Source organism: Hominenteromicrobium mulieris (assembly GCF_046197855.1).
Lineage (GTDB): Bacteria > Bacillota > Clostridia > Oscillospirales > Acutalibacteraceae > Hominenteromicrobium > Hominenteromicrobium mulieris.
In genome coordinates this window covers 2,619,223-2,642,898 of the sequence record NZ_CP173188.1, presented here as the reverse complement: position 1 = coordinate 2,642,898, position 23,676 = coordinate 2,619,223, and the positions used below count along the sequence as shown (strand labels likewise).

The 23,676-nt window shown below is 50.9% G+C and carries 21 protein-coding genes; 17 read left to right on the top strand and 4 right to left on the bottom strand.

Features of this window, described 5'->3' with window-relative positions; all coding sequences use genetic code 11:
- Positions 1–73: 73 nt before the first annotated feature.
- The 6 genes from ACI0CA_RS13140 to ACI0CA_RS13115 all read left to right on the top strand — a co-directional run bounded on the left by ACI0CA_RS13140 (position 74) and on the right by ACI0CA_RS13115 (position 6,965).
- Positions 74–1,729 carry an ABC transporter substrate-binding protein gene (locus ACI0CA_RS13140; RefSeq protein ID WP_343284906.1) on the top strand — a complete coding sequence of 552 codons (1,656 nt, stop codon included), beginning with the start codon at positions 74–76 and terminating at the stop codon, positions 1,727–1,729.
- A gap of 124 nt (positions 1,730–1,853) precedes the next feature.
- The gene (locus tag ACI0CA_RS13135) at positions 1,854–2,873 is read left to right on the top strand and encodes a lactonase family protein (RefSeq protein WP_343284905.1); all 1,020 of its coding nucleotides are present in this window, start codon (positions 1,854–1,856) and stop codon (positions 2,871–2,873) included.
- 36 nt (positions 2,874–2,909) lie between these two features.
- Positions 2,910–3,761, top strand: a complete 852-nt coding sequence (locus ACI0CA_RS13130; protein ID WP_308448992.1) for an SDR family NAD(P)-dependent oxidoreductase — start codon at positions 2,910–2,912, stop codon at positions 3,759–3,761.
- An 18-nt stretch (positions 3,762–3,779) separates the two neighbouring features.
- Positions 3,780–4,988 (top strand): enolase C-terminal domain-like protein, encoded by a 1,209-nt coding sequence (locus ACI0CA_RS13125; protein ID WP_308448991.1) that lies wholly within the window; start codon positions 3,780–3,782, stop codon positions 4,986–4,988.
- Between the two features lie 34 nt (positions 4,989–5,022).
- A complete protein-coding gene (locus tag ACI0CA_RS13120) occupies positions 5,023–6,429 on the top strand; it encodes an MBL fold metallo-hydrolase (protein WP_308448990.1) in 1,407 nt (468 codons plus the stop codon).
- A 281-nt stretch (positions 6,430–6,710) separates the two neighbouring features.
- A complete protein-coding gene (locus ACI0CA_RS13115; protein ID WP_176820763.1) occupies positions 6,711–6,965 on the top strand; it encodes a sporulation transcriptional regulator SpoIIID in 255 nt (84 codons plus the stop codon).
- 79 nt (positions 6,966–7,044) lie between these two features.
- On the opposite strand, the gene ACI0CA_RS13110 is transcribed toward ACI0CA_RS13115, so the two are convergent.
- The 3 genes from ACI0CA_RS13110 to ACI0CA_RS13100 all read right to left on the bottom strand — a co-directional run bounded on the left by ACI0CA_RS13110 (position 7,045) and on the right by ACI0CA_RS13100 (position 10,111).
- A complete protein-coding gene (locus ACI0CA_RS13110; RefSeq protein ID WP_395507468.1) occupies positions 7,045–7,896 on the bottom strand; it encodes an IS3 family transposase in 852 nt (283 codons plus the stop codon).
- A complete protein-coding gene (locus ACI0CA_RS13105; RefSeq protein ID WP_395507467.1) occupies positions 7,893–8,180 on the bottom strand; it encodes an imidazolonepropionase in 288 nt (95 codons plus the stop codon). The genes ACI0CA_RS13110 and ACI0CA_RS13105 overlap by 4 nt, the downstream gene beginning before the upstream one ends.
- A 122-nt stretch (positions 8,181–8,302) precedes the next feature.
- The gene (locus ACI0CA_RS13100; protein ID WP_412330905.1) at positions 8,303–10,111 is read right to left on the bottom strand and encodes a Na/Pi cotransporter family protein; all 1,809 of its coding nucleotides are present in this window, start codon (positions 10,109–10,111) and stop codon (positions 8,303–8,305) included.
- A gap of 257 nt (positions 10,112–10,368) precedes the next feature.
- Here ACI0CA_RS13100 and ispD point away from each other — a divergent pair, with 257 nt between their 5' ends.
- The 6 genes from ispD to ACI0CA_RS13070 all read left to right on the top strand — a co-directional run bounded on the left by ispD (position 10,369) and on the right by ACI0CA_RS13070 (position 15,480).
- Entirely contained in the window at positions 10,369–11,046 is a 678-nt protein-coding gene (ispD, locus tag ACI0CA_RS13095; RefSeq protein ID WP_446806735.1) for a 2-C-methyl-D-erythritol 4-phosphate cytidylyltransferase, read from the top strand.
- A 12-nt stretch (positions 11,047–11,058) separates the two neighbouring features.
- Entirely contained in the window at positions 11,059–11,526 is a 468-nt protein-coding gene (gene ispF / locus ACI0CA_RS13090; RefSeq protein ID WP_176820761.1) for a 2-C-methyl-D-erythritol 2,4-cyclodiphosphate synthase, read from the top strand.
- A 114-nt stretch (positions 11,527–11,640) separates the two neighbouring features.
- Positions 11,641–11,889: a DUF3343 domain-containing protein gene (locus ACI0CA_RS13085; protein ID WP_412378874.1), complete on the top strand. Its 249-nt coding sequence runs from the start codon at positions 11,641–11,643 to the stop codon at positions 11,887–11,889.
- Positions 11,886–13,055, top strand: coding sequence for an aminotransferase class V-fold PLP-dependent enzyme (locus ACI0CA_RS13080; protein ID WP_446806737.1), 1,170 nt, complete (start codon positions 11,886–11,888; stop codon positions 13,053–13,055). The genes ACI0CA_RS13085 and ACI0CA_RS13080 overlap by 4 nt, the downstream gene beginning before the upstream one ends.
- 197 nt (positions 13,056–13,252) lie before the next feature.
- On the top strand, positions 13,253–14,146 hold the full coding sequence (gene cdaA, locus ACI0CA_RS13075; protein ID WP_412266783.1) for a diadenylate cyclase CdaA: 894 nt from the start codon (positions 13,253–13,255) through the stop codon (positions 14,144–14,146).
- A gap of 8 nt (positions 14,147–14,154) precedes the next feature.
- A complete protein-coding gene (locus tag ACI0CA_RS13070; protein WP_395506734.1) occupies positions 14,155–15,480 on the top strand; it encodes a CdaR family protein in 1,326 nt (441 codons plus the stop codon).
- A 68-nt stretch (positions 15,481–15,548) separates the two neighbouring features.
- On the opposite strand, the gene ACI0CA_RS13065 is transcribed toward ACI0CA_RS13070, so the two are convergent.
- Positions 15,549–15,779, bottom strand: a complete 231-nt coding sequence (locus tag ACI0CA_RS13065; protein WP_308448983.1) for a hypothetical protein — start codon at positions 15,777–15,779, stop codon at positions 15,549–15,551.
- Positions 15,780–16,327: 548 nt separating this feature from the next.
- On the opposite strand from ACI0CA_RS13065, the gene recJ reads away from it, so the two are divergent.
- The 5 genes from recJ to ACI0CA_RS13040 are packed head-to-tail and all read left to right on the top strand — an operon-like array spanning position 16,328 to position 23,623.
- Positions 16,328–18,367, top strand: coding sequence for a single-stranded-DNA-specific exonuclease RecJ (gene recJ, locus ACI0CA_RS13060; protein ID WP_412264060.1), 2,040 nt, complete (start codon positions 16,328–16,330; stop codon positions 18,365–18,367).
- A gap of 23 nt (positions 18,368–18,390) precedes the next feature.
- Entirely contained in the window at positions 18,391–20,592 is a 2,202-nt protein-coding gene (locus tag ACI0CA_RS13055) for a RelA/SpoT family protein (protein WP_308448981.1), read from the top strand.
- A 14-nt stretch (positions 20,593–20,606) separates the two neighbouring features.
- On the top strand, positions 20,607–21,215 hold the full coding sequence (locus tag ACI0CA_RS13050; protein WP_308448980.1) for an MBL fold metallo-hydrolase: 609 nt from the start codon (positions 20,607–20,609) through the stop codon (positions 21,213–21,215).
- A gap of 10 nt (positions 21,216–21,225) precedes the next feature.
- Entirely contained in the window at positions 21,226–22,683 is a 1,458-nt protein-coding gene (gene hemZ / locus ACI0CA_RS13045; RefSeq protein WP_308448979.1) for a coproporphyrinogen dehydrogenase HemZ, read from the top strand.
- The gene (locus tag ACI0CA_RS13040; protein WP_308448978.1) at positions 22,655–23,623 is read left to right on the top strand and encodes a uridine kinase family protein; all 969 of its coding nucleotides are present in this window, start codon (positions 22,655–22,657) and stop codon (positions 23,621–23,623) included. The genes hemZ and ACI0CA_RS13040 overlap by 29 nt, the downstream gene beginning before the upstream one ends.
- Positions 23,624–23,676: the final 53 nt, after the last annotated feature.

The following is a 23,676-nucleotide window of genomic DNA, read 5'->3' as shown; positions in this document are numbered from 1 at the left end:
GAAAAAGGAGGAGGATAGTTAATAGTTATTTAAAAATGACGGATCGACATACATCAAGAATCAAAAAGAAAGGATGAAAGAAGTGCAAAAAAGCAAAAAGTTTATAACGGCGTTTTTAGCAACTATCATGGTGATGTCTACAGCGGCTTGTGGTGGGAATGCAAGTCAGAATAGCTCATCTCAGCAGAGCGCAGAGGTATCGTCTACTACAGGAGAAGAAAAGACCGGATATGACACTCATGTGGAGCTGTCTTGGTTTAAAGAGGGCATCACGGGTCATGAGATTAACTACGACGGAGATGCGTATGGTCAGTTTTGGCAGGATAAATTCAACACTACTTTCGACTTGACCGCTGCTACCATGGATGATTCAGACTGGAGTCAACGCTTGCGTATCTGGATTAATTCCGGAGACATGCCCGATGTGGCTCACTGGGGATTTAACTACGGTGAGTTGGTTGACTACGCCGCCCAAGATGCAGTTTACCGTTTCCCTGACGATTGGAAAGAGCGTTGGCCTAACGTAGCTGCAAGTCAGGAATGCGTTCCAGGTGCAGCTGTAGCGGAAGAAAAACTGGGTGGTACATACACACTGTTCAGAACTATCTTCGCTAATCACCGTCCTTCTGAGAGATTAAGTTATCATGCCCTTTTGTATATGCGCAAAGACTGGATGCAAGCTTGTGGAGTCGAAATCAAAGATACATATAGCCCATCAGAGCTGGAAGAGATCGCCACAAAGTTCAAGGAAGAGGATCCGGGTAATGTAGGAAGCCAGCTGGTACCAATCAGTATTCGTACATATGATGTTCCTAAGATTTATCCCGGCACATATTTCCCTCAATCCATCAATGTCGGCGATGGCTACTACAAAGATGAAAGTGGACAGTTCCAGTGGGCGCCGGCGGACGAGCGCACTCTGGAAGGATTAAAGAAATATCAGAACCTTTATACCAGCGGACTGTTGGATCCTGAATTCTACACCTTGACTCGATATGAAGGTACAGAAAAGTTCTACATCGGAGGCACCGCAGGCATCGTTTTAGATGACGGTATGGGCTATATGATTCAAAGCCGAATGGAAAACGGACTTCAGAAGAATCTTGGATTGGACCCTGATGAAGCGCTGCATATCGCTCAGTTAGTAGGTGAGGATGGAAAGTATTATTATCGTGAGGACATGAACTTCTACGGATCCATCATTTTCTCTCCCACCATTACCGATGAAGAGTTTGAGAGAGCCATGGATATTCTTGATTTTTGCTGCACGGAGGAAGGTCAGGAAATTATCAATATGGGTTTTGAAGGGGAAGATTGGAAGCGGGATGAAAACGGTGAATATGTCAGCCTTCTTCCGAATGAGATTACTGGTAATGCCGGTTCTATTTTGGCAAGCAAATATCCTACTGCCGATGTGTTCTTCGGTGGCGTTATTCTGGGTGATGATTTCCAGTTTGTGACTCCCAACTATACTAAAGAGACCCGAGATACCATTTCTCATTTCTATCAGCTGCGAGATGAACTTTGCGATGAAACCACTTTGTTGCCACGCGAATATGATTATGAGTTTTATAGTTCTCGTACTAAGACTCAGGCCAACATGGATTTGTCTGAAGAGTATGCTCAGCTGATTTTGAAAGACGGAGATTTGGAGACAAATTGGCGCAACTGGGTGGATGAGAAAATGCAGTTGGTACAGCCTCTGTTAGATGAATTGAATGAGCAATAAACGCGTTCTTTTCTGAAAAACAGAAAAACAGGATAGTAAGTTAGCGATAATTCAGGAGCCTGCCCTATACGCATGAGCAGGCTCCTGTCTTCTTTAAGGACCAAAGGTAGGGATGGACGAATTTATGGAGTATGAACTTTATACCGGAAGATACACGGGAGAACCCTCCGAGGATGGGGTGTGCTCTTGGAATTTCGATGGGGCGGTTCTTCGACGAAAGAAACAGTTTGGAAAGTTAATAAACCCTTCTTATGTACTGCCACATGGAGATCGCTTGTATGTTGTGGAAGAAATCCTCGATGGAGCAAGTGTGGCTTGCTTTTCTGTGGGTAATAAAGAAGAATCAAGCGTTTTATGGCATAAGGAAGTACCTGGAGCTGGATTGTGCCACTGTACGATTATCGGGAACAGTTTGTATGTTTCCGGATATACTGGAGGAACACTCACGGGGTTGAATGCTATTTCGGGACAAGTTATGTTTTATAAGGAGTTCTTGGGGCATGGTTCCAATACTCTTAGGCAGGAAAAGTCCCATATTCATTCCGCGCAGCCTACGCCGGATGGTTCCCGACTTTTGGTAGCAGATCTAGGCACTGACCGTCTATACAAGTTTGTGATGGATGCCAAAATCGGCTTGATGCTTGATGAGGAACAGCCGTACTTTCAGGTAAGAGCGGGACAGGGACCGAGGCATTTCGCGTTTCATCCAAACGGAAAATGGCTGTATCTGGTAACAGAATTGGATTGTTCACTTTTGGTGTTCCGGTATCAGAATAACAGATTGAACCAAGTGGGAGAATATTCTCTGAGGGAGAAGGGCGATCCGGACAGTTCATTAGCAGCAGATATTCATGTTTCTCCGGATGGAAAGTTCTTGTATGTTTCTGTCCGTGGTCCGGGATGTTTGCAAGGATTCGAGATTCAAAAGGAGAATGGTTTGTTAAATCCTTTGGGGAGATTCTCCACTGGTGGCTGGTGTCCCCGAAGCTTCCATATTAGTCCAGATGGACGCTACGTAGCAGTAGCCAATCAGGAGTTGGGGACGTTGGAAGTGTTTTCTCGAGAAAATACGAACGGACAATTGGGAAAGTTGCTGTGCTGCGTGGAAGTTCCTCATGTGTCCTGCGTAAAATGGAGGAATTAATTTTTGCGGTAACATATACAGATAGGAGGTATTGCAATGGAACGAAAAAAGGCAGTGGTAACAGGAGCTAGCCGAGGTATTGGGAACGGGATTGCCCGTTGCTTGGCCAGAGAAGGGTATGACTTAGCCATTTCCTACGCTACTAAGCAGGAGGAAGCTCAAAAGTTGGCTAACGAACTTCAGGAAACATATGGTGGAAAGTGCTTCTATTTTCAGGCTTCCTTAGAAAAGGAAGGTGTTGGTGTAGAGTTATTGAAGAAAAGTGTTGAAGCTTTGGGTGGGTTGGATTTGCTCGTAAATAACGCTGGAGTGACCCGATTTGAGAATATCCTTGACTTGACGCCAGAAGTTTTCGATTTGCTGTTTCATCTCGATTTCAAAAATTACATACTAATGATGCAAGAAGCAGCGCGTTATATGGTAAAAAATAAGGTGAGAGGTAGCCTAATCAACATCACATCATCCCGAGGTGAACGTGCCTATGCAGGGGATTTTCTTTACGGAGGGTTAAAAGCTGGACTTAATCGGGCGATCCAGTCTATCGCTTTGGATTTGGCACCTTACGGGATCAGAGTTAATAACGTAGCGCCTGGAGCTGTTCGAGTCCGGGATAAGCAGGAATTGGTAAATCAGGGAAAAACAGATTTTTGGGACGATTTGGGAAAGAAGATTCCATTGGAACGCTGTGGCATGCCTGAGGATATCGGAGAAGCTGTGGCTTTTTTAGCTTCGGAAAAAGCTTCTTATATTACTGGCACTACTCTGAGAATTGATGGAGGTCTGATTCTTCCCGGTATGCCGGAACATGTTTTACCTGGGGAAGATTTCAATGGGTGGAGCAAAGCTCATTCCTTGTTCGCAGAAGAAGTATTTAAGAGAATTGTTTAAGAAAGGAACTTATTTGATATGGTCACAATTCGGAATATTAAAACAATCCTTACAGCGCCCCGAGGCATTGACTTAGTAGTAGTAAAAGTGGAGACCAGTGAGCCGGGGCTTTATGGATTAGGCTGTGCCACATTTACCCAACGTTGGGCGGCTGTAGCCACGGCAGTGGAGGAATATATGAAACCTTTGCTGGTGGGACGTTGCGTGAATGATATTGAAGATATCTGGCAGACAGCTATGGGAAGTTCCTATTGGCGTAACGGTCCTGTACTCAACAACGCTATCTCTGGTGTAGATGAAGCGCTTTGGGATATTAAAGGCAAAATGGCGGGCATGCCGGTATATGATTTGCTAGGAGGAAAGTGCCGGGAAGCAGTGTCGGTCTATCGTCACACTGACGGTGCCACTCCCGAAGAGGTGGAAGAAAATGTTCGCAGGTATATGGAAGATGGATATCGTTACCTGCGATGCCAGATGGGAACCTATGGCGGTCAGATGGGAAAGGGAAAACAACGAGTTATTTCTCCGGAAAACAGCAAGCCTGGTGCTTACTATGACCCGAATCAGTACTGTGCGGGGGTAGTTAAGCTATTTAGCCATCTTCGCGACAAGTTAGGATATGAAGTGGAGTTGCTTCACGATATACACGAGCGGTTAACACCAGCACAGGCGATAGGGTTAGCCAAGAAACTTGAACCATACCAACTGTTCTTTCTGGAAGATGCTCTTTCGCCGGAGCAAATGGGGTGGTTTAGCCATTTCCGCAATCAGACAGCAGTACCTCTTGCCATGGGTGAGTTATTCAATAATCCGATTGAATGGAACGAGCTAATCTCCAAGCGGTTAATCGACTATATCAGGGTTCACGTCAGTCAGATAGGTGGCCTAACGCCTGCCCGAAAGTTGGCGGCGTTGTGCGAGAATTTCGGCGTACGCACTGCTTGGCATGGACCTGGAGATCTTTCTCCAGTGGGAGTGGTTGCCCAACTTCATCTGGATCTTGCCATTCCGAATTTCGGAATTCAGGAGTTTTCTGGGTTTTCCCCAGAGGAAGAAGAGGTATTCCCTGGTTGTCCTCAAGTGCGGAATGGTTATCTGTATGCCAATGATAAGCCCGGTTTTGGTATAGATATTGATGAGAAAAAGGCGGCTATGTATCCTTGCAGTTACCGTGAGCCCGGATGGCTTTTGGCTCGTACTACTGACGGCACAGCTGTAAGACCGTGAGTGCAAATTATAAGTGTAGAAAGGAGAATTAAGTTTGAAAATCCTAAGTATTCCGAATGAAAACGGAAAAATGACTTGCTTTTGGGAAGAAGGGGCAAGTTCTGGAAAAAAGCCATTGATTATTTGCCTGGCGGATAAGGAAGAAGATGCACAAAGGGATCTTAATTTGCTGTTTTCTCAAGCAAATGGAGCAAGCGTTGCAGCTTTAGTGATCTATCCGCAAACCGAAGAGCAGATTGTAGGAGATTGGCTCTACTCATTGCGTCAGAGAGAGGACGTGGACGAAAATAGAATTACTCTGACAGGAACCCTTTCCGCAGCGGACTGGGTCTGGCGTCTTGGAAGCCATTTTCCACAGTGGTTCGCGGGAATTTGCGCTGTTGGAGGTTATGGAGATCCCTATGAAGTTAGAGCCATGAAGAATGTTCCTGTTCGTGCTTATTTGGTAGAAGAAGAACCACAGATTATACGGAAGGAAAAAGTGGCAGTGAACGTGGACCAACTGGTCATGAGCCTATTAACTGCAGGTTCGGAATGTGTGGAAATGAGATCCATGTATGAGAAGAATCCATGGAATAAGGCAATCCAGGAAGATGGGGTGGTTTCATGGCTTTTGGAACAGAACCGGAAACATCAATTTCAGGTGATATGGCTGAAACCCGGAGTATGGCGTATTGACGATTGGTTTTCTTCCTCTTGCTATTTGATTGAAGGTCAGGATAAGGCGTTACTTATCGACACTAGTTTAGGAGAAGGAAACTTAGCGGAACTTGTGACGTCTCTCACCAATCTTCCGGTAGAGGTGGCTATCACTCATCCCCACGGCGATCACATGCACTGGGTGGATTCTTTTGATCGTGTGTACCTGCATAAAGATGATATTGCCTTGATGAGGGAAAAATCAGATGTATTTCCTGCAACGTTCCGTTATCCGAACAATTCTCATACAGAGTTTATTCCTATTGAGGAAGGGACGAAGATTCATTTAGGAGACATAGACGTAGAAGTGTGGGAATTATCCGGTCATACTGCGCATTCGGTAGTGTTTGTGGATCGTAGTCATAAATGTATTTTCACTGGGGACGCTATTGGATCTGGTTATATTGTACTTTTGATTTGCTCTGAAGAACATGCAATGGAGACGGTGGAGCAGTACCGGGAAAGCCTGATGAAAATAACCCCTCGCATGTCTGAGCTGAAGAATTTTGCTTGGTTAGGCGGTCATGGAATTCAAGAAAACGGCTGTGATCCGCGTCATCAGCAGGATTATTTAGCAGGGGAGTCTCAGTATTTTAACCCAATTCGCCAGCAGGTTATGCTGGATATGATCTGCCTGTGTAACAATTTAATTTCTGGAAAGATTTCTTGGAAATCGGTCATAGATTCTCCGGAACATTATTGCAATACAGGTTCTGCAGGAATTTTTTTCCATTTTATTTAAAAAATCGTGTTTTGAACGAAAAGAAAGACAGCGCCTTTTAGGTGCTGTCTTTCTTTTTATAAAGAGACCTGCTTGCTGGGCAAGTGGTTCTGGTTTCATAGGGTATCTCAAGGAAAAAGCGGCTCATGATGAATGAATATCGGGATGCACGGCAGAGCAATAACAATTGATTCCATGTGTTGATGAGCGTTTAAATTCTTTTTCAAAACAAAAAGAGGTATAATTAGAGAAAAGCTCAACATATAATGCAGCACAAGTATCACAGACAAGGGTGTGTTACGATGAAGCAGAATGTTGAGGACAGAGCCGCCATGCTGGGGGAGTATATCGTAGAGAACAAAGCTACTGTGCGCCGTGCCGCCAAGCAGTTCGGTGTGAGCAAATCCACCGTGCATAAGGACGTTGCCGAGCGGCTGCGCAGCGTGGATATGGGGCTTTACAAAGAGGTGAGCAGCGTACTGGCGGTGAATAAAGCCCAGCGCCATATCCGCGGCGGTATGGCGACAAAGCGCAAATACGAGGCACAGAAGAAATGAGAAAAGCCCTCCGCAAACAAATTGAACCGCACCAGATTATGCGGACAGCACTAAAAGCCCCCATGTAGGATATTGAGTTTTAAGCGGAGTGGCGCAGCGACAGCGGTGCCACTCCCGTTTTTGTTTGGATGCGTTCGTGGTTATAGAAGTAAATATACCTGTCGATCAGTTCGTTTGCTTCTTGGAACGTCTTTGGCTTGTGGCGGTAGATGCACTCTGTTTTCAGAATGGAGAAGAAATTTTCTGCCATGGCATTGTCATAAGGATTTCCTTTCCTTGACATGGACGGCGTTATGCCGTAAGATTGTGTTAGCTTGAAGTATGCTTGCGATGTGTATTGAAAGCCTTGGTCGCTGTGGAGCTGCAACTCCGCAGCGACTTTCTCTTTCTTCATTGCCAGACGAATCGTGTCCAGAACAAGATTCACAGTCTGCCGACTTGCAGTCTTGTAGGCCACAATACTGTTGTCATACAGATCTCGGATCATGGACAGATATAAAATGCCTTCTTTTGTGTGGATGTAAGAAATGTCCGTGACCCATTTCTCGTTTGGCCTGACCGCCCGGAACTGTCTGTTCAACAGATTTTCGTATTTGTGTACCTGCTGACCAAGATTTACCCATTGGCGGCGTCGGCGAACCTCAGACAATAATCCATATTTTTTCATGATTCTGAGCACAGTCTTCGGATCTCTTTGAATATTTCTGCCTTTTAACCACTTCCATACACGTCGATAGCCATAGGTCTTATCTGTCCTGCGCTGACATTCCTCGATTTCCTTTGCCACAACAGCATCGCGATCCGTCTCTCCCAGACGCTTTTTAAAGCAGTAGTAACCACTTCTGGATACCCCGAAGAATTTGCACATAACAGATATTGGGTATTCTCCCCGGTGACGGTGAATGACGGCGTACTTTGCCTTTGGCCTCACTTCCTTTCTGTGGACTGCAGAAAATCCTGCAGTAATTTCACTTCCATCTTGAGCCGCTTATTCTCATACTTATATTCCTGCAGCGTCTTTGCAGGCTTCCTGCCACGAAACTTCGGCGCACCCTTGGCGGCTTTTTTGCGTTGCCGCTTCAGCAGATTGTGAACCGGACGGTCTCCCTCCAAGCCAAGTTCCGCTTCGATTTCCCTGTGGTTCTTCCCTGATTCTAACATCTTTTCTATGGTCGGTAGTAGAACCTGCATATTGGTGTATCTTCGTTTGCTCATAATGAATCCCCCCTGATGTACTTATTATCCTACATCAGGGGGGATTTTGTCTATTGTCCTGTTTTACTGGTTCTGTTCAAAATACGGAGGGCTTAAATTCTATGCGGCTTTAAATAGCTCGGTTAGCTTTTTACAGGTACTTCCTGCGGGGCCTTTTTGTGGTGGCTTTCCGGTAGTGTGTACTTGCTTGTGAAGCGGTTGTAATAGCCGGTGAAGCGCGGGTCTCCGGAGGTTTTGATCTCGTTTAAGTAACCGTGTGTGTCCATGGTGGAATCCTTGATCTGGATCAGGCATACCGCAATGTTAGAGCAGTGATCGGAAACGCGCTCGAAATTGTTGAGGATGTCTGAGAGCACGAAGCCGAGCTCAATGGTGCACTTGCCTTCCTGTAAGCGGCGGATGTGGCGGTTTTTCAGTTCAACTTTCAACGAATCGATGACCTGTTCGAGCGGCTCTACTTCGTAGGAAAGCTGTAAGTTGTTCTCGACAAACGCGTCTGTCGTGATGTTCAAAATCTCGATGATGGCACCTGTGAAGACCTCAAGCTCCTGCTGGGCCTTTTCGGAGAATTTCAGATCTTTATCGTGGATCTCGCGTGCAACGCGCAGGAGATTCACCGCGTGGTCGCCGATACGCTCGAAATCGCCGATGGTATGCAACAGCTGCGAAACATCGTTGCTGTCGGACGTGGAGAGGTTTTTACTGGAAATTTTGACGAGGTAAGAACCGAGCTTATCTTCGTACTGGTCGATGGTTTCTTCGTTTTTCTCGATTTTTTCTGCTGTGGCGGAATCAAAATGCGAGAGCAGACCGATGGCATCCAAAATGGTGTCACGCACAAGGTCTGCCATTTTTGTGGTGGCATTGCGGCACTCCGCAATCGCGAAGGACGGAGAGAGCAGCAGACGCTCATCGAGCAAAACCGCGTGCGGGTCCTGCTTGCCGGGCTTCAGGCGCTTATCCCGCACGGTGATAACGGCGAGCTTTTCAAGCTGATTGCAGAAGGGCAGCAGAATGAACGTGGTGATGAGGTTGAATGCGGAATGCACGACCGCGATCATAAATGAGGAGATCGGCTGGTCGGTGAATGTGAAATGGAAAATGCTGTTTGCAATATAAAAGCCGGAAAGACAGATGACGGTGCCGAGCACGTTAAAGTAGATATGCACGGCGGTCACGCGCTTTGCGCTTTTTGTGGTGCCGATGGAGGAAAGCAGCGCCGTGATACATGTACCGATGTTCTGGCCCATAATGACCGGCAGCGCCATGCTGAACGAAATGCTGCCCGTCATGGCGAGAGACTGCAGAATGCCGAGCGAAGCAGCGGAGCTCTGGATGAGTGCCGTGATGCCTGCGCCGACTAAAATGGCAATGATGGGGTTATCGAGAATCGTTAAGACCTCTTTAAACTGCGGCAAATCCGCAAGCGGTTTTACCGCGCCGCTCATCATGGTCATGCCGGTCATCAAAATGGCGAAGCCGACACATACGGAGCCGATGTCCTTTTTCTTGCTGCTCTTGGTGAACATGATGAGAATGATGCCGATGAGCGCCACGATGGGCGAAAAGCTCTCCGGCTTTAAAAGCTGTACGAAAACGTTGTCGCTCGTGATGCCGGAAAGGCTTAAGATCCACGCAGTGACGGTGGTACCGATGTTTGAGCCCATGATGACGCCGATGGTTTGCCCAAGCTCCATGATGCCGGAGTTGACGAGGCCGACCAGCATGACCGTCATAGCAGAGGAGGACTGGATCGCAATGGTGATGCCCATGCCGAGCAAAAGGGCCTTGAAGCGGTTTGAGGTCATGGAACGCAAAATACGTTCGAGCTTGCCGCCGACCATTTTTTCAAGGCTGGAGGAAAGCAAATGCATGCCGTAGAGGAAGAACGCAAGTCCGCCAAAGAGTGTAATAACGGAGAAAATGTCCATTTGTGGTTGCAGCTCCTTTGTGTGCGCAAAACGCTCGCTTTTCAAATTTTTTTCTTTTTTCTTACTTAATCTTTACATACAAGCTTATTCTAACATAGGTGACGGCGGGAATTCAATGCTTTTTTTGATAAAAAACGTCGAAAGAGAAAATTATCTTGCCTTGACCCGCGGCGAGCATCGCGGTATACTGTATTTATATTTTAGGCGCATTTTAGGCAAACGCATTTGAATACTTGAAAAATAAGGTGGGAAACGTGATGAAAACGGCGGCAATTTTGGTGGCAGCGGGCAGCTCTGCACGTATGAAAAGCGGCGGCGCTTCGAAAACGATGATAGAGATCGGCGGCGAGCCGGTTTTGAGCCGTACACTGCGCGCATTTGAGAATGCCGCGTGCATCTCAAAGATCGTTATTGTGGCGCGTGCGTGCGATTTCGATGCAATCCAAAAAGCGTCGGCGTTCGTCACAAAGCCGCTCACGATTACCGAGGGCGGCAAGGAGCGGCAGGATTCCGTTTCAAACGGTGCGGCGCTTTGCGGTGACGCAGAGTATATCGCCGTGCACGATGCGGCGCGACCGTTTATCACGCCGGAGGAAATCGAAACCGTGTGCGCGGACGCGGAAAAATACGGCGCGGCGACGCTGGCGGTGCCGGTGAAAGACACCATCAAGGTTGCTGCGGCGGACGGCACGGTGTGCGCTACGCCGGAGAGAAGCACTTTGCGTGCCATTCAGACGCCGCAGGTATTCCGCCTTTCTTTGTATAAAAAAGCGCTGTGCCTTGCGAAAAACGCCGGAAAGCAATATACGGACGATTGCCAGCTCATTGAAGCGGCGGGCGGCAAGGTATATTTGACCCCGGGCGACTACAAAAACATCAAGATCACAACGCCGGAGGATCTGCTTGTGGCAGAGGCTTTTGCGGCGGAAAAGTAAAGGAGTGTTACTATGCGGATCGGTCACGGTTATGACGTACACAAGCTTGTAGAAAACAGAAAGCTCATTTTGGGCGGCGTGCATATCCCGTATGAAAAGGGCCTTTTGGGGCATTCCGATGCGGACGTGCTCGCGCATGCCATAGCGGATGCTTTGCTCGGCGCGGCGACGCTCGGGGACATCGGCGTGCTTTTCCCGGACGATGACCCGCAGTACGCCGGTGCGGACAGCTTAAAGCTGCTCGCGGTGGCGGTGGCGGCGGTACGCCGCAAGGGCTTTGGGATTGAAAATATCGATGCGACGATTTTGGCACAGCGTCCGAAGCTGCGCCCGTACATCGATGAGATGCGCCGCAACATTGCATCCGCCTGCAACCTCGACCTCGATTGCGTGAGCATCAAGGCGACGACGGAGGAGGGCCTCGGCTTTACCGGCCGCGGCGAGGGTATTGCAGCGCATGCGGTGTGCCTGCTGAAATAAATTTGCAGTATTTTTGAGAGCTTCGCTTCGGCGGGGCTCTTTTTTGCACCAATTCCCGGCTTGTCTCATATTCTGTTTTGATGAGACTGTTTGGAAGGCTTGGAGGTGCTTGCAATGGAAAACAAAAGAGACACGGGCGGGAAGCGGCTTATTGTTGTCAGCAGCGTGACCTATGCGCTGAAAAGCCGTGATCTGCTTTTTCAAAGAGGGATAAAAGCCTACATTGAGCGGCTGCCGCGCACCCGAGAAAGCGGCTGCGGCTATGGTGTATATGTTCCGCAGCGCACGGACGAAGCGGAGTGCATTTTGCGGGATGCAGGCGTGAAAGTGTTCTACCGTGCGGAACGGGGCGAAAAGAAATGATCTATCTCGATAACAGCGCGACGACGTACCCAAAGCCGCTTTCGGTGCGCCGCAAAATGGCGCAGGCGCTGGAGCAATTCGGCGCGAACCCCGGCCGCGGCGGGTTTAAAATGAGCTTGCAGACGGCGCAGGCGGTCTACGATGTGCGGCAGAAGGCGGCGAGCTTTTTCGGTGCGGCGGGCCCGGAGTGCATCTCGTTTCAGCCGAGCTGCACGCAGTCGCTGAATATCGTTATCCACTCGTTAAAGCGTGGCGACCATGTGCTTGTGACCGATTTGGAGCATAATGCGGTTTTGCGGCCGCTGAAAGCCATGGAGGCGCACGGTGTTTCATTTACCGTTGTGCCCGTGACGCCCGGCGACAACGACGCGACGCTCGACGCGTTCCGTCATGCGATGCGCGAGAACACAAGGCTGTTTGTCTGCACGCAGGCCTCGAATGTATTCGGCATCCGCGTGCCTGTGGAGCGGCTGGCGGCGCTTGCGCATATATACGGCGCGGAGATCTGCGTGGACGCGGCGCAGTCCGGCGGGGTGATTCCCATTCATGCGGAGCGCGACGGCATTGATTACCTTTGCTGCGCGGGACACAAGGGGTTATACGGTCCGATGGGCACGGGTATGCTCATTACGAAAAACGGCGAAAAGCTAGAAAGCCTGATACAGGGCGGCACGGGTACGCGCGCGTTGGAGCTGGACCAGCCGCGGGAAATGCCGGAGTACCTTGAAAGCGGCACGCAGAATGTGCCGGGCATCCTCGCACTCGGCGCGGGCATGGATTTTGTGCGCACGAACGGTGAAGATATGCTGCGGGAGAGGGAAATGCGCCACATTCGCCGCGTATACGAGGCATTCAAAAACATGCCGCATGTTGTTTTATACACCGCAATGCCGGACACGATGTACTTTGTGCCGGTGCTCGGCTTTAACGTGCGCGGCATGCAGAGTGAAGAAGTGGGCGAGGTACTTGCAAAGCGGAACATTGCCGTGCGCTGTGGGTTCCACTGTGCACCGCTCGTACACCGCAAAATGGGAACGGACGGTGAAACGCCCGGCGGCGCGGTGCGCGTTTCGCCGGGTGCGTTCACGACCGACAGGGACATTACGGAGCTGATTCGCACGGTCTATTCGCTCCGGGCTGAAAGTGCGGCGCGAAAAGTCAAATAAAAATGAACAAAGTGTAAATAAAAATCAAAAAATACAGAAAAGAACAGGAAAAAACATACAATTCCCCCTTTTCATCCCCACCTCTTTGTGTTAAACTATATACAGTACGCATTTAGGTTTTGTAAAAAGTAAATCGTATGGAGCGGATGTGCACCGTGTGCATGTACCGCCGAATCCTGTGCAAAGAGGTGAATGCTTTGAATAAGGTTTTTGAAGCCATTGCTTCCTGGTGGGAGTGGATGGTGAGCATTGCCATGAATTTTCAATTTAAAGATGCCGTTGATATTATCATCGTTGCATTTTTGATCTACGGTGTGGTCAAGCTTGTGCGCGAAACGCGCGCGGGGCAGCTTGTAAAGGGACTTTTTCTGCTTGTCATTCTGTTTATTATTTCTTCGTATTTTAATCTGGTGATGGTCAGCCGCGTGCTGGCGTATTTCTTCCAGTTTGCTTTCGTCGCAATCCTCATCGTGTTTCAGCCGGAAATCCGCAAGGCGCTCGAGCAAGTGGGCCGCAACAACGTCGGACAATCTATTGCGGCTGTGGTAACAGGCCGTGACCGCAGCTATGACCGCGCGCAGATCCGCAAGGCAATCAACGCCGTGGTAGACGGCGTTGGTATTTTACAGCAGCTCAAAATGGGCGCGCTTATCGTATTCGAGCGCAAAACGAAGCTTGGCGACATCATTGAGACCGGCACGCAGATTAACTGCGAGCCTTCCGGCCAGATTGTGGGTAATATTTTCTTTAATAAGGCGCCTTTGCATGACGGCGCCATGATCATTCGCGACGGCATGATTCATGCGGCGGGCTGTATTCTGCCGCTGACGAAAAACACTTCGGTCTCTGCAGAGCTCGGCACGCGTCACCGCGCGGCGCTCGGTGTCAGTGAGGAATCGGATGCCGTGGTCGTGGTGGTTTCGGAAGAAACGGGGCAGATCTCCGTGGCTGTAAACGGCGTTTTGGCGCGCCGCTTTACGCGCGATACGTTGCGTGATGTTTTGGAGGGGTACCTCATTCCGCAGGAAGAAGCTTCCACCGTGCGCCGTAAGTTCGACGTGCTGAAAAGCAAAAGGACGGTGAAGAAGTGATGGCAAAAATGTCTAAGAAACCCAGAAACGAAGTAAAACAACGCTTACGCGTGTTTGAAAACAACACAATTTTGCTTATCTTTTCATTCCTTGCCGCGGCGGCCGTCTGGTTTGCCATGATGGCGAGCAACTCCGAAAGCCGTGCGACCGTGATCCGCAATGTGCCGATTAACGTTGAAATTTCCGATACGGCGCAGGAAGCCGGTGTGCGCGTGTTCAGTATGAGCAGCAGCGCGACGGATGTGAGTATTACGGGCAACTCACTCATCACAAGTAAGGTGACGAGCGAGGACATCGGCGTTACGGGGACGCTGGATCCTTCCGTCAGCATGCTGACGGGCAGCAGCTTGCAACAGACAACGCTTTCTCTGCGCGCAGCAAAAAAGGGCAACACCCTCGCCGAATACGAGGTGGAAAGCGTTTCGCCGTCCGAGATCACAGTGGTGTATGATAAATACAAAGAAACGCAGCTCACTTTGGAAACAAATTTTCAGTACACTACGGCGGAAAATTACTATGCGCCTTCTACGCCCACACTTTCTACGGAGCTTATCACGGTCTCCGGCCCGGAAAGCAGCGTGAACAAGGTGGCGCGTGCCGTGTTGGAATATAAGTTCAGCGAAGAGCTCACGCAGTCGAAGTCGCTTTCCTGCAAAGTGACGTTGTACGACGCGAACGGCAATGTACTTGACCCAACGGAGCTCTATTTGAAGCTGAGCGACGACACGGTGGAGGTCTCCATTCCGGTGACGAGCCGACAGACGGTCAAGTTGGAAGCGGACGTGCGCAATATTCCGGACAGCTTTGCCTCGAACCGCATCACGATCGACCCGGCAGAAATTGAAATTGCCGGCGACGGTGAAACGGTCTCAAAGTACACGACCCTGACGCTCTCCACGCCAATCAACTTCCTGGACGTTACGCCGGAAAACAACACGTTCACGGTGGCTATCCCGGTGCCGAGCGGTGTGACAAATGTGACGCGAGTGGAAAACGCGACCGTTACATTCAACCTGAACGGTTACAAGGAAACGTCTGTGCTGACGAGCAACATCAGCGTCACCAACGTGCCGGAGGGTATGGAAGCAGAGCTTTCTACAAAGACGCTCACGCTGAAGATCATCGGCACGGCGGCGCAGATCTCGAAGCTGACGGGAGATTCCGTTTTCTGTACGGTGGATCTTTCCACGGTGACAGACCCGAGCGGCAGCATGGAAGCGCCGGTGACGGTGACGATTAACAATGCGGATTCCTGCTGGGCGACCGGCAGCTACACGGCGCATGTGACGCTTTCGCCGAAAACCGAATCTTCCACCAGCAATGCTTCGGAATAAATAAGCAAAATGAAAACCCGCCGAGCTGAAAAGTTTCGGCGGGTTTGTGTTTTATGGGGAGAGTACATTCAGCGTAGCGCGATCATGTCGCCGGTGACGTGCGAAAGCCAGTCTTTTACGGCGAACGGTACGCCGGTGGCTTTTAAAATAACGATCACCAAAATGATGGCGATGAGAATAAGCAGCACCTTAAGCGCAAATTGCGGGTTGCCGTGTTGGTGCTCGTCTTCGTGTTCCGGCACATGGTGTTCTTTAGCGGTCTGCTTGGCGGTTTCGGGTTTCCGTGTTTTTTCTTCCATAACGGCACCTCTTTTCTGCAAAGATACAGAATCTTTCATTTCCATTTTACCACATGCCTTTCCTGTTTTCTATAATTTATCGACTTTTTTCTTCGGGAAAAATCAACAAAAATTCGGGAAATAATTTTGCGCTGAGCGCGTATAAAACAAGACACTTTGGTGTCTTGTTCAGAAAACCCATACAGCCGGGCTTCCTACGGCTTGAACATCCGCCGGAAATTCAAGTCTACCTGTCCTGACGATTACGAACGCAAAAGTGTTTCGCCGTTTGCGGACGACGACTCAAGGCACTGTCTTGAGAATCCGTAAACTTTCTTGAAGAAAGTTTAATCAAAGACTTTGTTCGTCGCTTTGCCGACAGATGGAGAATGTGTTTTTCTTTTTCTACAAACAGTTTCGCAGATAATTGTGAAATTCTGTTGAATAACCGGCAAAAAAATGCTAAAATATTCTTTTAGAAATGAAACGAATTTACATAGGACACGGTTGCCGCGCAGTAGTTGGGGTTGCGCGGAAAATCGGGCTTTTGATTTAAAGGGTGAAGCAAAATGATCTTGCGAAAATGGGAGGTGCGTCCTCTCGATAAGGAACGCGCGGCGGCGTTTGCACAGACGTATGGCGTGCCGTTCTTCCTCGCGATGCTGATGAATATTCGCGGCCTTGACGATGCCGCGCATCTGCGGGAATTTCTTGGCGAGGGCGAGCCGCTCTCCGACCCGTTTCTTTTAAAAGATATGGACAAAGCCGCGGCGCGTATTACCCGCGCGGTGGACAACATGGAAAAAATCGCGGTTTACGGGGATTACGATGCCGACGGCGTGACTTCGACCGCCATGCTGTATTCGTACCTTGAAACGCGTGGTGCGGACGTAATCTTCTACATACCGCAGCGCGAGGGCGAAGGCTACGGCATGAACATCGGCGCCGTGGAATACTTAAAAGAGCAAGGTGTGTCGCTCATTGTCACGGTCGACAACGGCATTTCCTCCGTGCAGGAGGTAGCGCGCGCGAACGAGCTTGGCATTGATGTGGTCGTCACCGATCATCACCGCCCGCAGGAGATATTGCCCGATGCTGTGGCGGTCGTGGACGCATACCGACCGGATGACACAAGCCCCTATAAGCATTTTTCCGGTGTAGGCATCGCGTTTAAATTGCTTATGGCGCTGGAGGACGGAGCGGGCGACGTGGAAGATCTGTTAGAAGCATACAGCGATCTCGCGGCCATCGGCACCATCGGCGATATTGTGCCGTTGACGGGCGAAAACCGTACGCTGATCCGCGCGGGTCTTGAGCGTCTTTCACAGAGCGACCGCCCGGGCGTGCAGGCACTTTTGGAAAACGCAGGCGTTGCAGGGAAGGCACTGACGAGCACGAATGTGGCGTTTACGCTTGTGCCGCGCATCAACGCGACGGGCCGTATGGGCGCGCCGGAACGCGCCGTGCGCTTGCTCATCAGCGGCTATGAAGAGGAAGCCGAGGTACTGAGTGAGGAAATTTGCGCCGATAACGAGGAACGCCGCCGTGTGGAAGCAGAGATTGCCGAAGCGGCGTTTGCGGATATCGAAGCGAAAGGATACATGAAAGACCGCGTGGTCGTGGTGGACGGTGAAAACTGGCACCATGGTGTTATCGGCATTGTGGCGTCCCGTGTGACGGAGCGCTGCGGCAAGCCGTGCATGATCATTTCGCGCGGCGAAACAGAGGCGAAGGGCAGCGGCAGAAGCATTGAGGGTTTCTCGCTGTTTGAAGCCATCTGCGCGTGCGGCGACTTGCTCATCAAATTCGGCGGACATCCCATGGCGGCGGGTATCACGTTGAAGCCCGAAAACATCGAAGCGTTCCGCAAGCGCATCAATCAGTATGCGGCGGAGCACTTCCCGCAGATGCCCACGCAGACGGTCACACTGGACTGCAAGCTGAACCCGGCGGCACTTTCGGTTTCCATGGCGCAAAGCCTGACGCAGTTGGAGCCGTTTGGAAACGGCAACCCGCAGCCGGTGTTCGGTTTGTTCAACATGGAGCTTTCCAATGTCACACCGGTCGGCGGCGGGGGTCATCTGCGCCTGACCTTAGAAAAGAACGGCGCGGTCATCACGGCGATGCGTTTTAATACAAAGCCCGAGGAGCTGCCGTACCACATCGGCGATAAGATCGACCTTGCGGTGCAGCTGGAGGCGCGCGAATTTCGCGGCCAGCCGTCGCTGACTGTCATCGTGCGCGATATGAAGTTTGCAGCGTTCAATACGGAAAAGAATATAGCGTCACTTGCGAGCTTTGAAAAGTGGCAGCGCGGCGAGGTGCTTTCCGCGGAGGATAAAAACAGATTATACCCCGACCGCGCGTGCTTAGCGGCCATTTACCGCGCACTGCGCACGGTAAACGGTAAAGAGACGGACCAGGTTCGGTTTGTTTCGCAGTTTGGAAAAGATATGACACTGGGACTCTTTAAAACGGCGCTTCTTGTATTTGAGGAGCGCGGCTTGGTACACAGCGAAATTGCAGACGATACATTTACGGCAACGCTCATCGAAACGAGCGGCAAAACAGATATTACACGTTCCCCGGTGCTTTTGGCACTGCAATAAGGGAACGGAAGGAGTGAAAAACGATGGAAGAAGCAGCAAAAACGTATGCGGACCTTGTGTCACTGATCGAAAAAAGCGAAAAAGAATATGACCTCGCGTTGATCGAAAAAGCGTATCAGTTCGCGGAGGCAGCGCATCAGGGACAGGTGCGGCGCTCCGGCGAGCCGTACATCATCCACCCCATTGCGGTGGCGTATAAGCTTGTGGAATTCGGCATGGATACCCCGTCCGTCGTGGCAGGTCTGCTGCATGACGTCATTGAGGACACGCCGGTTACGTATGACGACATTGTGAAAGCGTTCGGTAAGGAGATTGCAAACCTGACGGACGGCGTGACAAAGCTCGGCAAGATCCCGTTCTCCTCCCGTGAAGAGCAGCAGGCGGAAAACCTGCGCAAAATGCTCATTGCGATGAGCGAGGATATCCGCGTGATCATTATTAAATTTGCGGACCGCATGCACAATTTAGCGACGCTCGAATACGTAGCGCCGCAGAAGCAGCGCGACAAGGCGCTGGAATGTCTTGAGGTGTACGCTCCCATTGCGCACCGTCTCGGCATGCGTAAGGTTAAGGAATACATGGAGGACGTTTCTTTAAAGTACCTTGACCCTGTTGCGTATAAGGAGATTGAAGATAACCTTGAGGCGCGCAGCACAAAGCGCAAGCAGTTTATTGAGACAACGAAAGAAATGATCCGCAGTCGTGTGGAGCCGCTTATCCCGGGCGTATATATTGAAGGGCGCGTAAAAAGCGTCAACGGCATTTATCGCAAGATGTTCATTCAGGGTAAGAGCTTTGACGAAATTTACGACGTGTTCGCCCTGCGCGTAATCGTCGATACCATCAACGATTGCTATAATGTGCTCGGTATCATCCACGATATGTTCACCCCGCTGCCGAACCGCTTTAAGGACTACATTTCCACGCCGAAGCAGAACATGTACCAGTCCTTGCACACGACGGTCATCAGCAAAGAGGGCATCCCGTTCGAGGTGCAGATTCGCACGTGGGAAATGCACCACACGGCAGAATACGGCATCGCGGCGCACTGGAAGTATAAGCTCGGCATGACGAGCGGCAACGAAAAGCCCGACTCGCTGGAGGGCCGCTTGCAGTGGATCCGCAACATGCTCGATAACCAGTCCGAAAGTGAAGATATCACTGACCTTGTGCGCTCCATCAAGACCGATCTTGCGCCGGAAGAGGTGTTCGTCTTCACCCCGAAAGGTGATGTTATCAACCTGCCGATGGGCTCTACGGTTATCGATTTTGCGTATGCCATTCATTCCGCCGTCGGCAACCGCATGATCGGTGCAAAGGTTGACCAGAAGATCGTGCCGCTCGATTACAAGGTAAAAACGGGCGAGATCATTGAGATTTTGACGACGAAGGAGGTCGGCCGCGGCCCGAACCGCGACTGGCTTTCCATCGTGCGTACAAGCGAAGCACGCAATAAGATCCGCGCGTGGTTCAAGAAAGAAAAGCGCGATGAGAACATCGTAGAGGGCAAGGCGGAGTTGGAGCGCGAATTTAAGCGCAACGGCATCGTGATGAGCGACGAGCTGATGCAGTTCATGCTGGAAAGCGCCGGCCGCCGCCACAGCTGCGTCACGCCCGATGATTTCTATGCGGCCATCGGCTACGGCGGCATACAGCTTTGGAAGCTTCTGCCGCGCGTAAAAGAGGAATACCAAAAGACCCACAAGCCTGCACCCGAACCGCAGCAGGAGATTGCGCAGCAGACCCCGCCGCCGAACCTCAACAAGAAAGCGGCAGGCGGCGTGCTCGTAGAGGGTATGGACAACTGTCTCATCAAGTTCTCCCGCTGCTGCAACCCGCTGCCGGGCGATGAGATTGTCGGCTTCATCACGCGCGGTTTCGGCGTTTCCATCCACAAACGCAGCTGCTCGAACGTGCCGAAGGATTTCTCGCAGGCGCCGGAGCCGGAGCGCTGGGTGCGTGCGCACTGGGCGGGTGAAGTCAAGGAAGAGTTCAAGTCTACGCTGCATATTGTGGCGACCGACCGTTCCGGCCTGCTCGCAGACGTGACCCAGCAGCTTTTCAATATGCACATTTTCATTCACTCGCTCAACTCCCGCGAGGTCAAAAATTCGGAGAATGCCGTCATTTCGGCAACGATTACCATCAACGGCCTTTCGCATCTGCAGACCGTTATCGACCGCTTGCAGAAGATTAAGGGCGTAATCTCTATTGACCGCAGCTAAAGGTAAACAAAGATATGAAATATAAATGTATAACGGGCGGGCCTATTTCGGAAAATTGCTACCTGCTCATCGACGAAAAAACGAATCAGGCGGCGGTCGTTGACCCCGGCTTTTTGAACGACGCTCTGTTAAATGAAATTAAAAAATATACGGTGCAAAGAATTTTGCTGACACACGGCCATTTTGACCACATTTGGGAGGCTGACCGCCTGCACGAGATGCTCGGTGTGCCGGTGTGCGCCTATGAGACGGAAGCGGCGTTTGCAGCGGACGATAAGCAAAACGGCTCGCTTCTCATGATGTACGAGTCCGTCACCTGCAAAGTGCACGAGGCTTTCAAAGACGGTGAAACATTTCAGATCGGCGAAGTGCCGGTCACGGTGCTGCACACGCCCGGCCACACCGCGGGCGGCGTGAGCTACATTACGCCGGACGCCGTGTTTACGGGCGATACGCTGATGGGCTACTCCGTCGGGCGGTGCGACCTGCCAACCGGCAACAGTGCCGAGCTGCGCGAGTCTCTGAAAAAGCTTGCGGCGCTGTCCGGAAATCCCGATATCTGCGGCGGCCACGGCCCCGTGACGACGCTGGAAGACGAAAAGCGCCGAAATCCGTATTTATAAAGGAAAATGTATGGTTTTATATATTATCGATCACCCTTATCATTATGAGGCGGAAAACCTCTGCCGCGTGTTTTACCCGTTTGACAAAGTCACGGTACAGCACGAATTTATGCCGAGCGATGAAAACCGCACGGTGTACACCGCCGAAGAAAACGGCGAATATATCGTGCGCATTGAAGACGCAGACGGCAAAACGGAGCGCAAAGCAAAAGTAGGCGCAGAGACCGAATACGGCATGGTGTCTTTATTATTTGATGCATTTTGCGCCCACACGGGCAAAATGCCGCGCTGGGGCATGCTGACGGGTATTCACCCCATTAAGCTTCTGCGCCAGCTGACCGAACAGCACGGCGAAGCGGAAGCGGCAAGGCTGTTCCGCGAAAAATACTTCGTCTCAAACGAAAAAACGGCACTTGCGGTGCGCACCCTGCGCGCACAAAAGCCCATTACGGATAAAGTGCGTGAAAACGACTACTCTTTGTACATTTCCGTGCCGTTCTGCCCCACGCGCTGCGCGTACTGCTCATTCGTTTCGCAGAGCGTGGAAAAGGCCAAGAAACAGATCCCGGAATATCACCGCCTGCTTTTGGAAGAGCTGAAAGAGACGGCAAAAGTCGCCGATGCTTTGGGCTTAAACCTGCGCGCTGTGTATGTCGGGGGCGGCACACCCACGACGTTCTCCGCAGAGCAGCTTTCCGAGATGATCCGCGTTGTGAAAGATTCGTTCGACATGTCGCAGTGCGAGGAACTTACGGTGGAGGCCGGCCGCCCGGATACCATTGACCGTGCAAAGCTGGATGCGCTGCTTAAAAGCGGCGTTTCGCGTATCAGCATCAACCCGCAAACCTTGCAGGACAACGTGCTCGAAAACATCGGCCGCCGCCACACGGCGCAGCAGACTGTGGATGCGTTTCACCTCGCGCGGGAAGCGGGCTTTACGAATATCAATATGGACCTCATTGTCGGCTTGCCGGGTGACACGTATGAGACGTTCTGTGACACAATTGAAAAGGTCATTGCGCTTGACCCTGAGAACGTGACGGTGCACGCGCTCGCATTGAAGCGCTCCTCGTTCATCACGCAGAGCGGCGAGATCAACAAGGCCCACGCCGATGCCGCGCTTGCCGACCGCATGATGGCTTATGCCGAAAAGCGGCTGACAGAGCGGGGGCTTGAGCCGTATTATCTCTATCGCCAAAGCCGCATGGCGGGCAATTTGGAAAATACGGGCTGGGCAAAACCGGGCACCGAGTGTGCATATAATATTTTCACGATGGATGAGACCGAAACGGTGCTGGCGTGCGGCGCAGGCGGCGTGACGAAGCTTAAGAACCCGTATTCCGAAGATCTTTCACGCATTTTTAACTTCAAATATTCGTATGAATATATCAGCCGTTACCCGGAGATTCTCGAACGAAAGGAGGGCATCGCGAAGCAATATGAGCAATTTCGCAAGCGGTTACATTAAATATATCAATCACTTAGAGCAGATTAACGACGCGGCGCTTTTGAACCCGCAGGTCATGATCGATGAGGTGGAGGATTCCTATCACGAGCACATTGAAAACATTGCGCGCAACATTGTGACGCATTACAAAACCGCGAAGGTGTGCATGCTGGCGGGGCCGTCCTCCAGCGGCAAGACGACCACGGCGCATTTATTGCAGCGCGAGCTCGGCAAGCTCGGTGTGCATGCCGAGATTGTCTCGCTTGACGATTTTTACCTTGGCCCGGACGAAACGCCCGTGCTGCCGAACGGCGAAAAGGACTATGAGACCGTGGACGCGCTCGACATTGCGCTTATTCAGGATTGTTTGAATTCCGTCATTCACAGCGGCTCCTGCCTTTTGCCGGAGTACGATTTTACAACGAAGACCCGAACATTGGCGGCAAGAAAGCTCGATGTCAGCGACCGTGGGTTCGTTATCATGGAAGGTCTGCACGCGCTGAACCCCATTTTTACGCGTGGTCTGCCGGAGGGCAGCACCATAAAGCTGTATGTCAGCGTAAAGCAGCAGATCAAGGATATCAACGGCGAGGTCATTTCGCCGATGGATATTCGCCTTGTGCGCCGCATCTCGCGTGATATCCGTTCCCGCGATACCATGCCGGAGCGCACCATCGCCATGTGGGATAATGTGGTGGCGGGCGAAGATAAATACATCCGCCCGTACCGCCTTTCCGCGGACTACACGGTGAACTCCATTCATATCTATGAACCGTGTGTGCTGCGCAGGCTTGTCATTCCGCTTCTGCGCGAAATCCCGGAGGATAACCCGTGTTACCGTAAGGCGCGCGATTTAGATGCCCGTCTGATGCGCTTTGAGCCTATTGATGCCGGGCTGGTGCCTGCAAACTCCATGCTGCGTGAATTTTTGGGTCCGAAAGTAGAAAACGGTACGAATTAAGGTTATTGTCAGGAAAAATTTAACCTTTGTTTACAAAATTGCCGGTTTGTCAT

Bases quoted from the DNA above. Each gene is read 5' to 3' on its own strand.
- ACI0CA_RS13140 (WP_343284906.1), top strand. From the start codon at position 74: ATGAAAGAAGTGCAAAAAAGCAAAAAGTTTATAACGGCGTTTTTAGCA.
- ACI0CA_RS13135 (WP_343284905.1), top strand. From the start codon at position 1,854: ATGGAGTATGAACTTTATACCGGAAGATACACGGGAGAACCCTCCGAG.
- ACI0CA_RS13130 (WP_308448992.1), top strand. From the start codon at position 2,910: ATGGAACGAAAAAAGGCAGTGGTAACAGGAGCTAGCCGAGGTATTGGG.
- ACI0CA_RS13125 (WP_308448991.1), top strand. From the start codon at position 3,780: ATGGTCACAATTCGGAATATTAAAACAATCCTTACAGCGCCCCGAGGC.
- ACI0CA_RS13115 (WP_176820763.1), top strand. From the start codon at position 6,711: ATGAAGCAGAATGTTGAGGACAGAGCCGCCATGCTGGGGGAGTATATC.
- ACI0CA_RS13105 (WP_395507467.1), bottom strand. From the start codon at position 8,180: ATGAGCAAACGAAGATACACCAATATGCAGGTTCTACTACCGACCATA.
- ACI0CA_RS13100 (WP_412330905.1), bottom strand. From the start codon at position 10,111: ATGGACATTTTCTCCGTTATTACACTCTTTGGCGGACTTGCGTTCTTC.
- ispD (WP_446806735.1), top strand. From the start codon at position 10,369: ATGAAAACGGCGGCAATTTTGGTGGCAGCGGGCAGCTCTGCACGTATG.
- ispF (WP_176820761.1), top strand. From the start codon at position 11,059: ATGCGGATCGGTCACGGTTATGACGTACACAAGCTTGTAGAAAACAGA.
- ACI0CA_RS13085 (WP_412378874.1), top strand. From the start codon at position 11,641: ATGGAAAACAAAAGAGACACGGGCGGGAAGCGGCTTATTGTTGTCAGC.
- ACI0CA_RS13080 (WP_446806737.1), top strand. From the start codon at position 11,886: ATGATCTATCTCGATAACAGCGCGACGACGTACCCAAAGCCGCTTTCG.
- ACI0CA_RS13070 (WP_395506734.1), top strand. From the start codon at position 14,155: ATGTCTAAGAAACCCAGAAACGAAGTAAAACAACGCTTACGCGTGTTT.
- ACI0CA_RS13065 (WP_308448983.1), bottom strand. From the start codon at position 15,779: ATGGAAGAAAAAACACGGAAACCCGAAACCGCCAAGCAGACCGCTAAA.
- recJ (WP_412264060.1), top strand. From the start codon at position 16,328: ATGATCTTGCGAAAATGGGAGGTGCGTCCTCTCGATAAGGAACGCGCG.
- ACI0CA_RS13055 (WP_308448981.1), top strand. From the start codon at position 18,391: ATGGAAGAAGCAGCAAAAACGTATGCGGACCTTGTGTCACTGATCGAA.
- ACI0CA_RS13050 (WP_308448980.1), top strand. From the start codon at position 20,607: ATGAAATATAAATGTATAACGGGCGGGCCTATTTCGGAAAATTGCTAC.
- hemZ (WP_308448979.1), top strand. From the start codon at position 21,226: ATGGTTTTATATATTATCGATCACCCTTATCATTATGAGGCGGAAAAC.
- ACI0CA_RS13040 (WP_308448978.1), top strand. From the start codon at position 22,655: ATGAGCAATTTCGCAAGCGGTTACATTAAATATATCAATCACTTAGAG.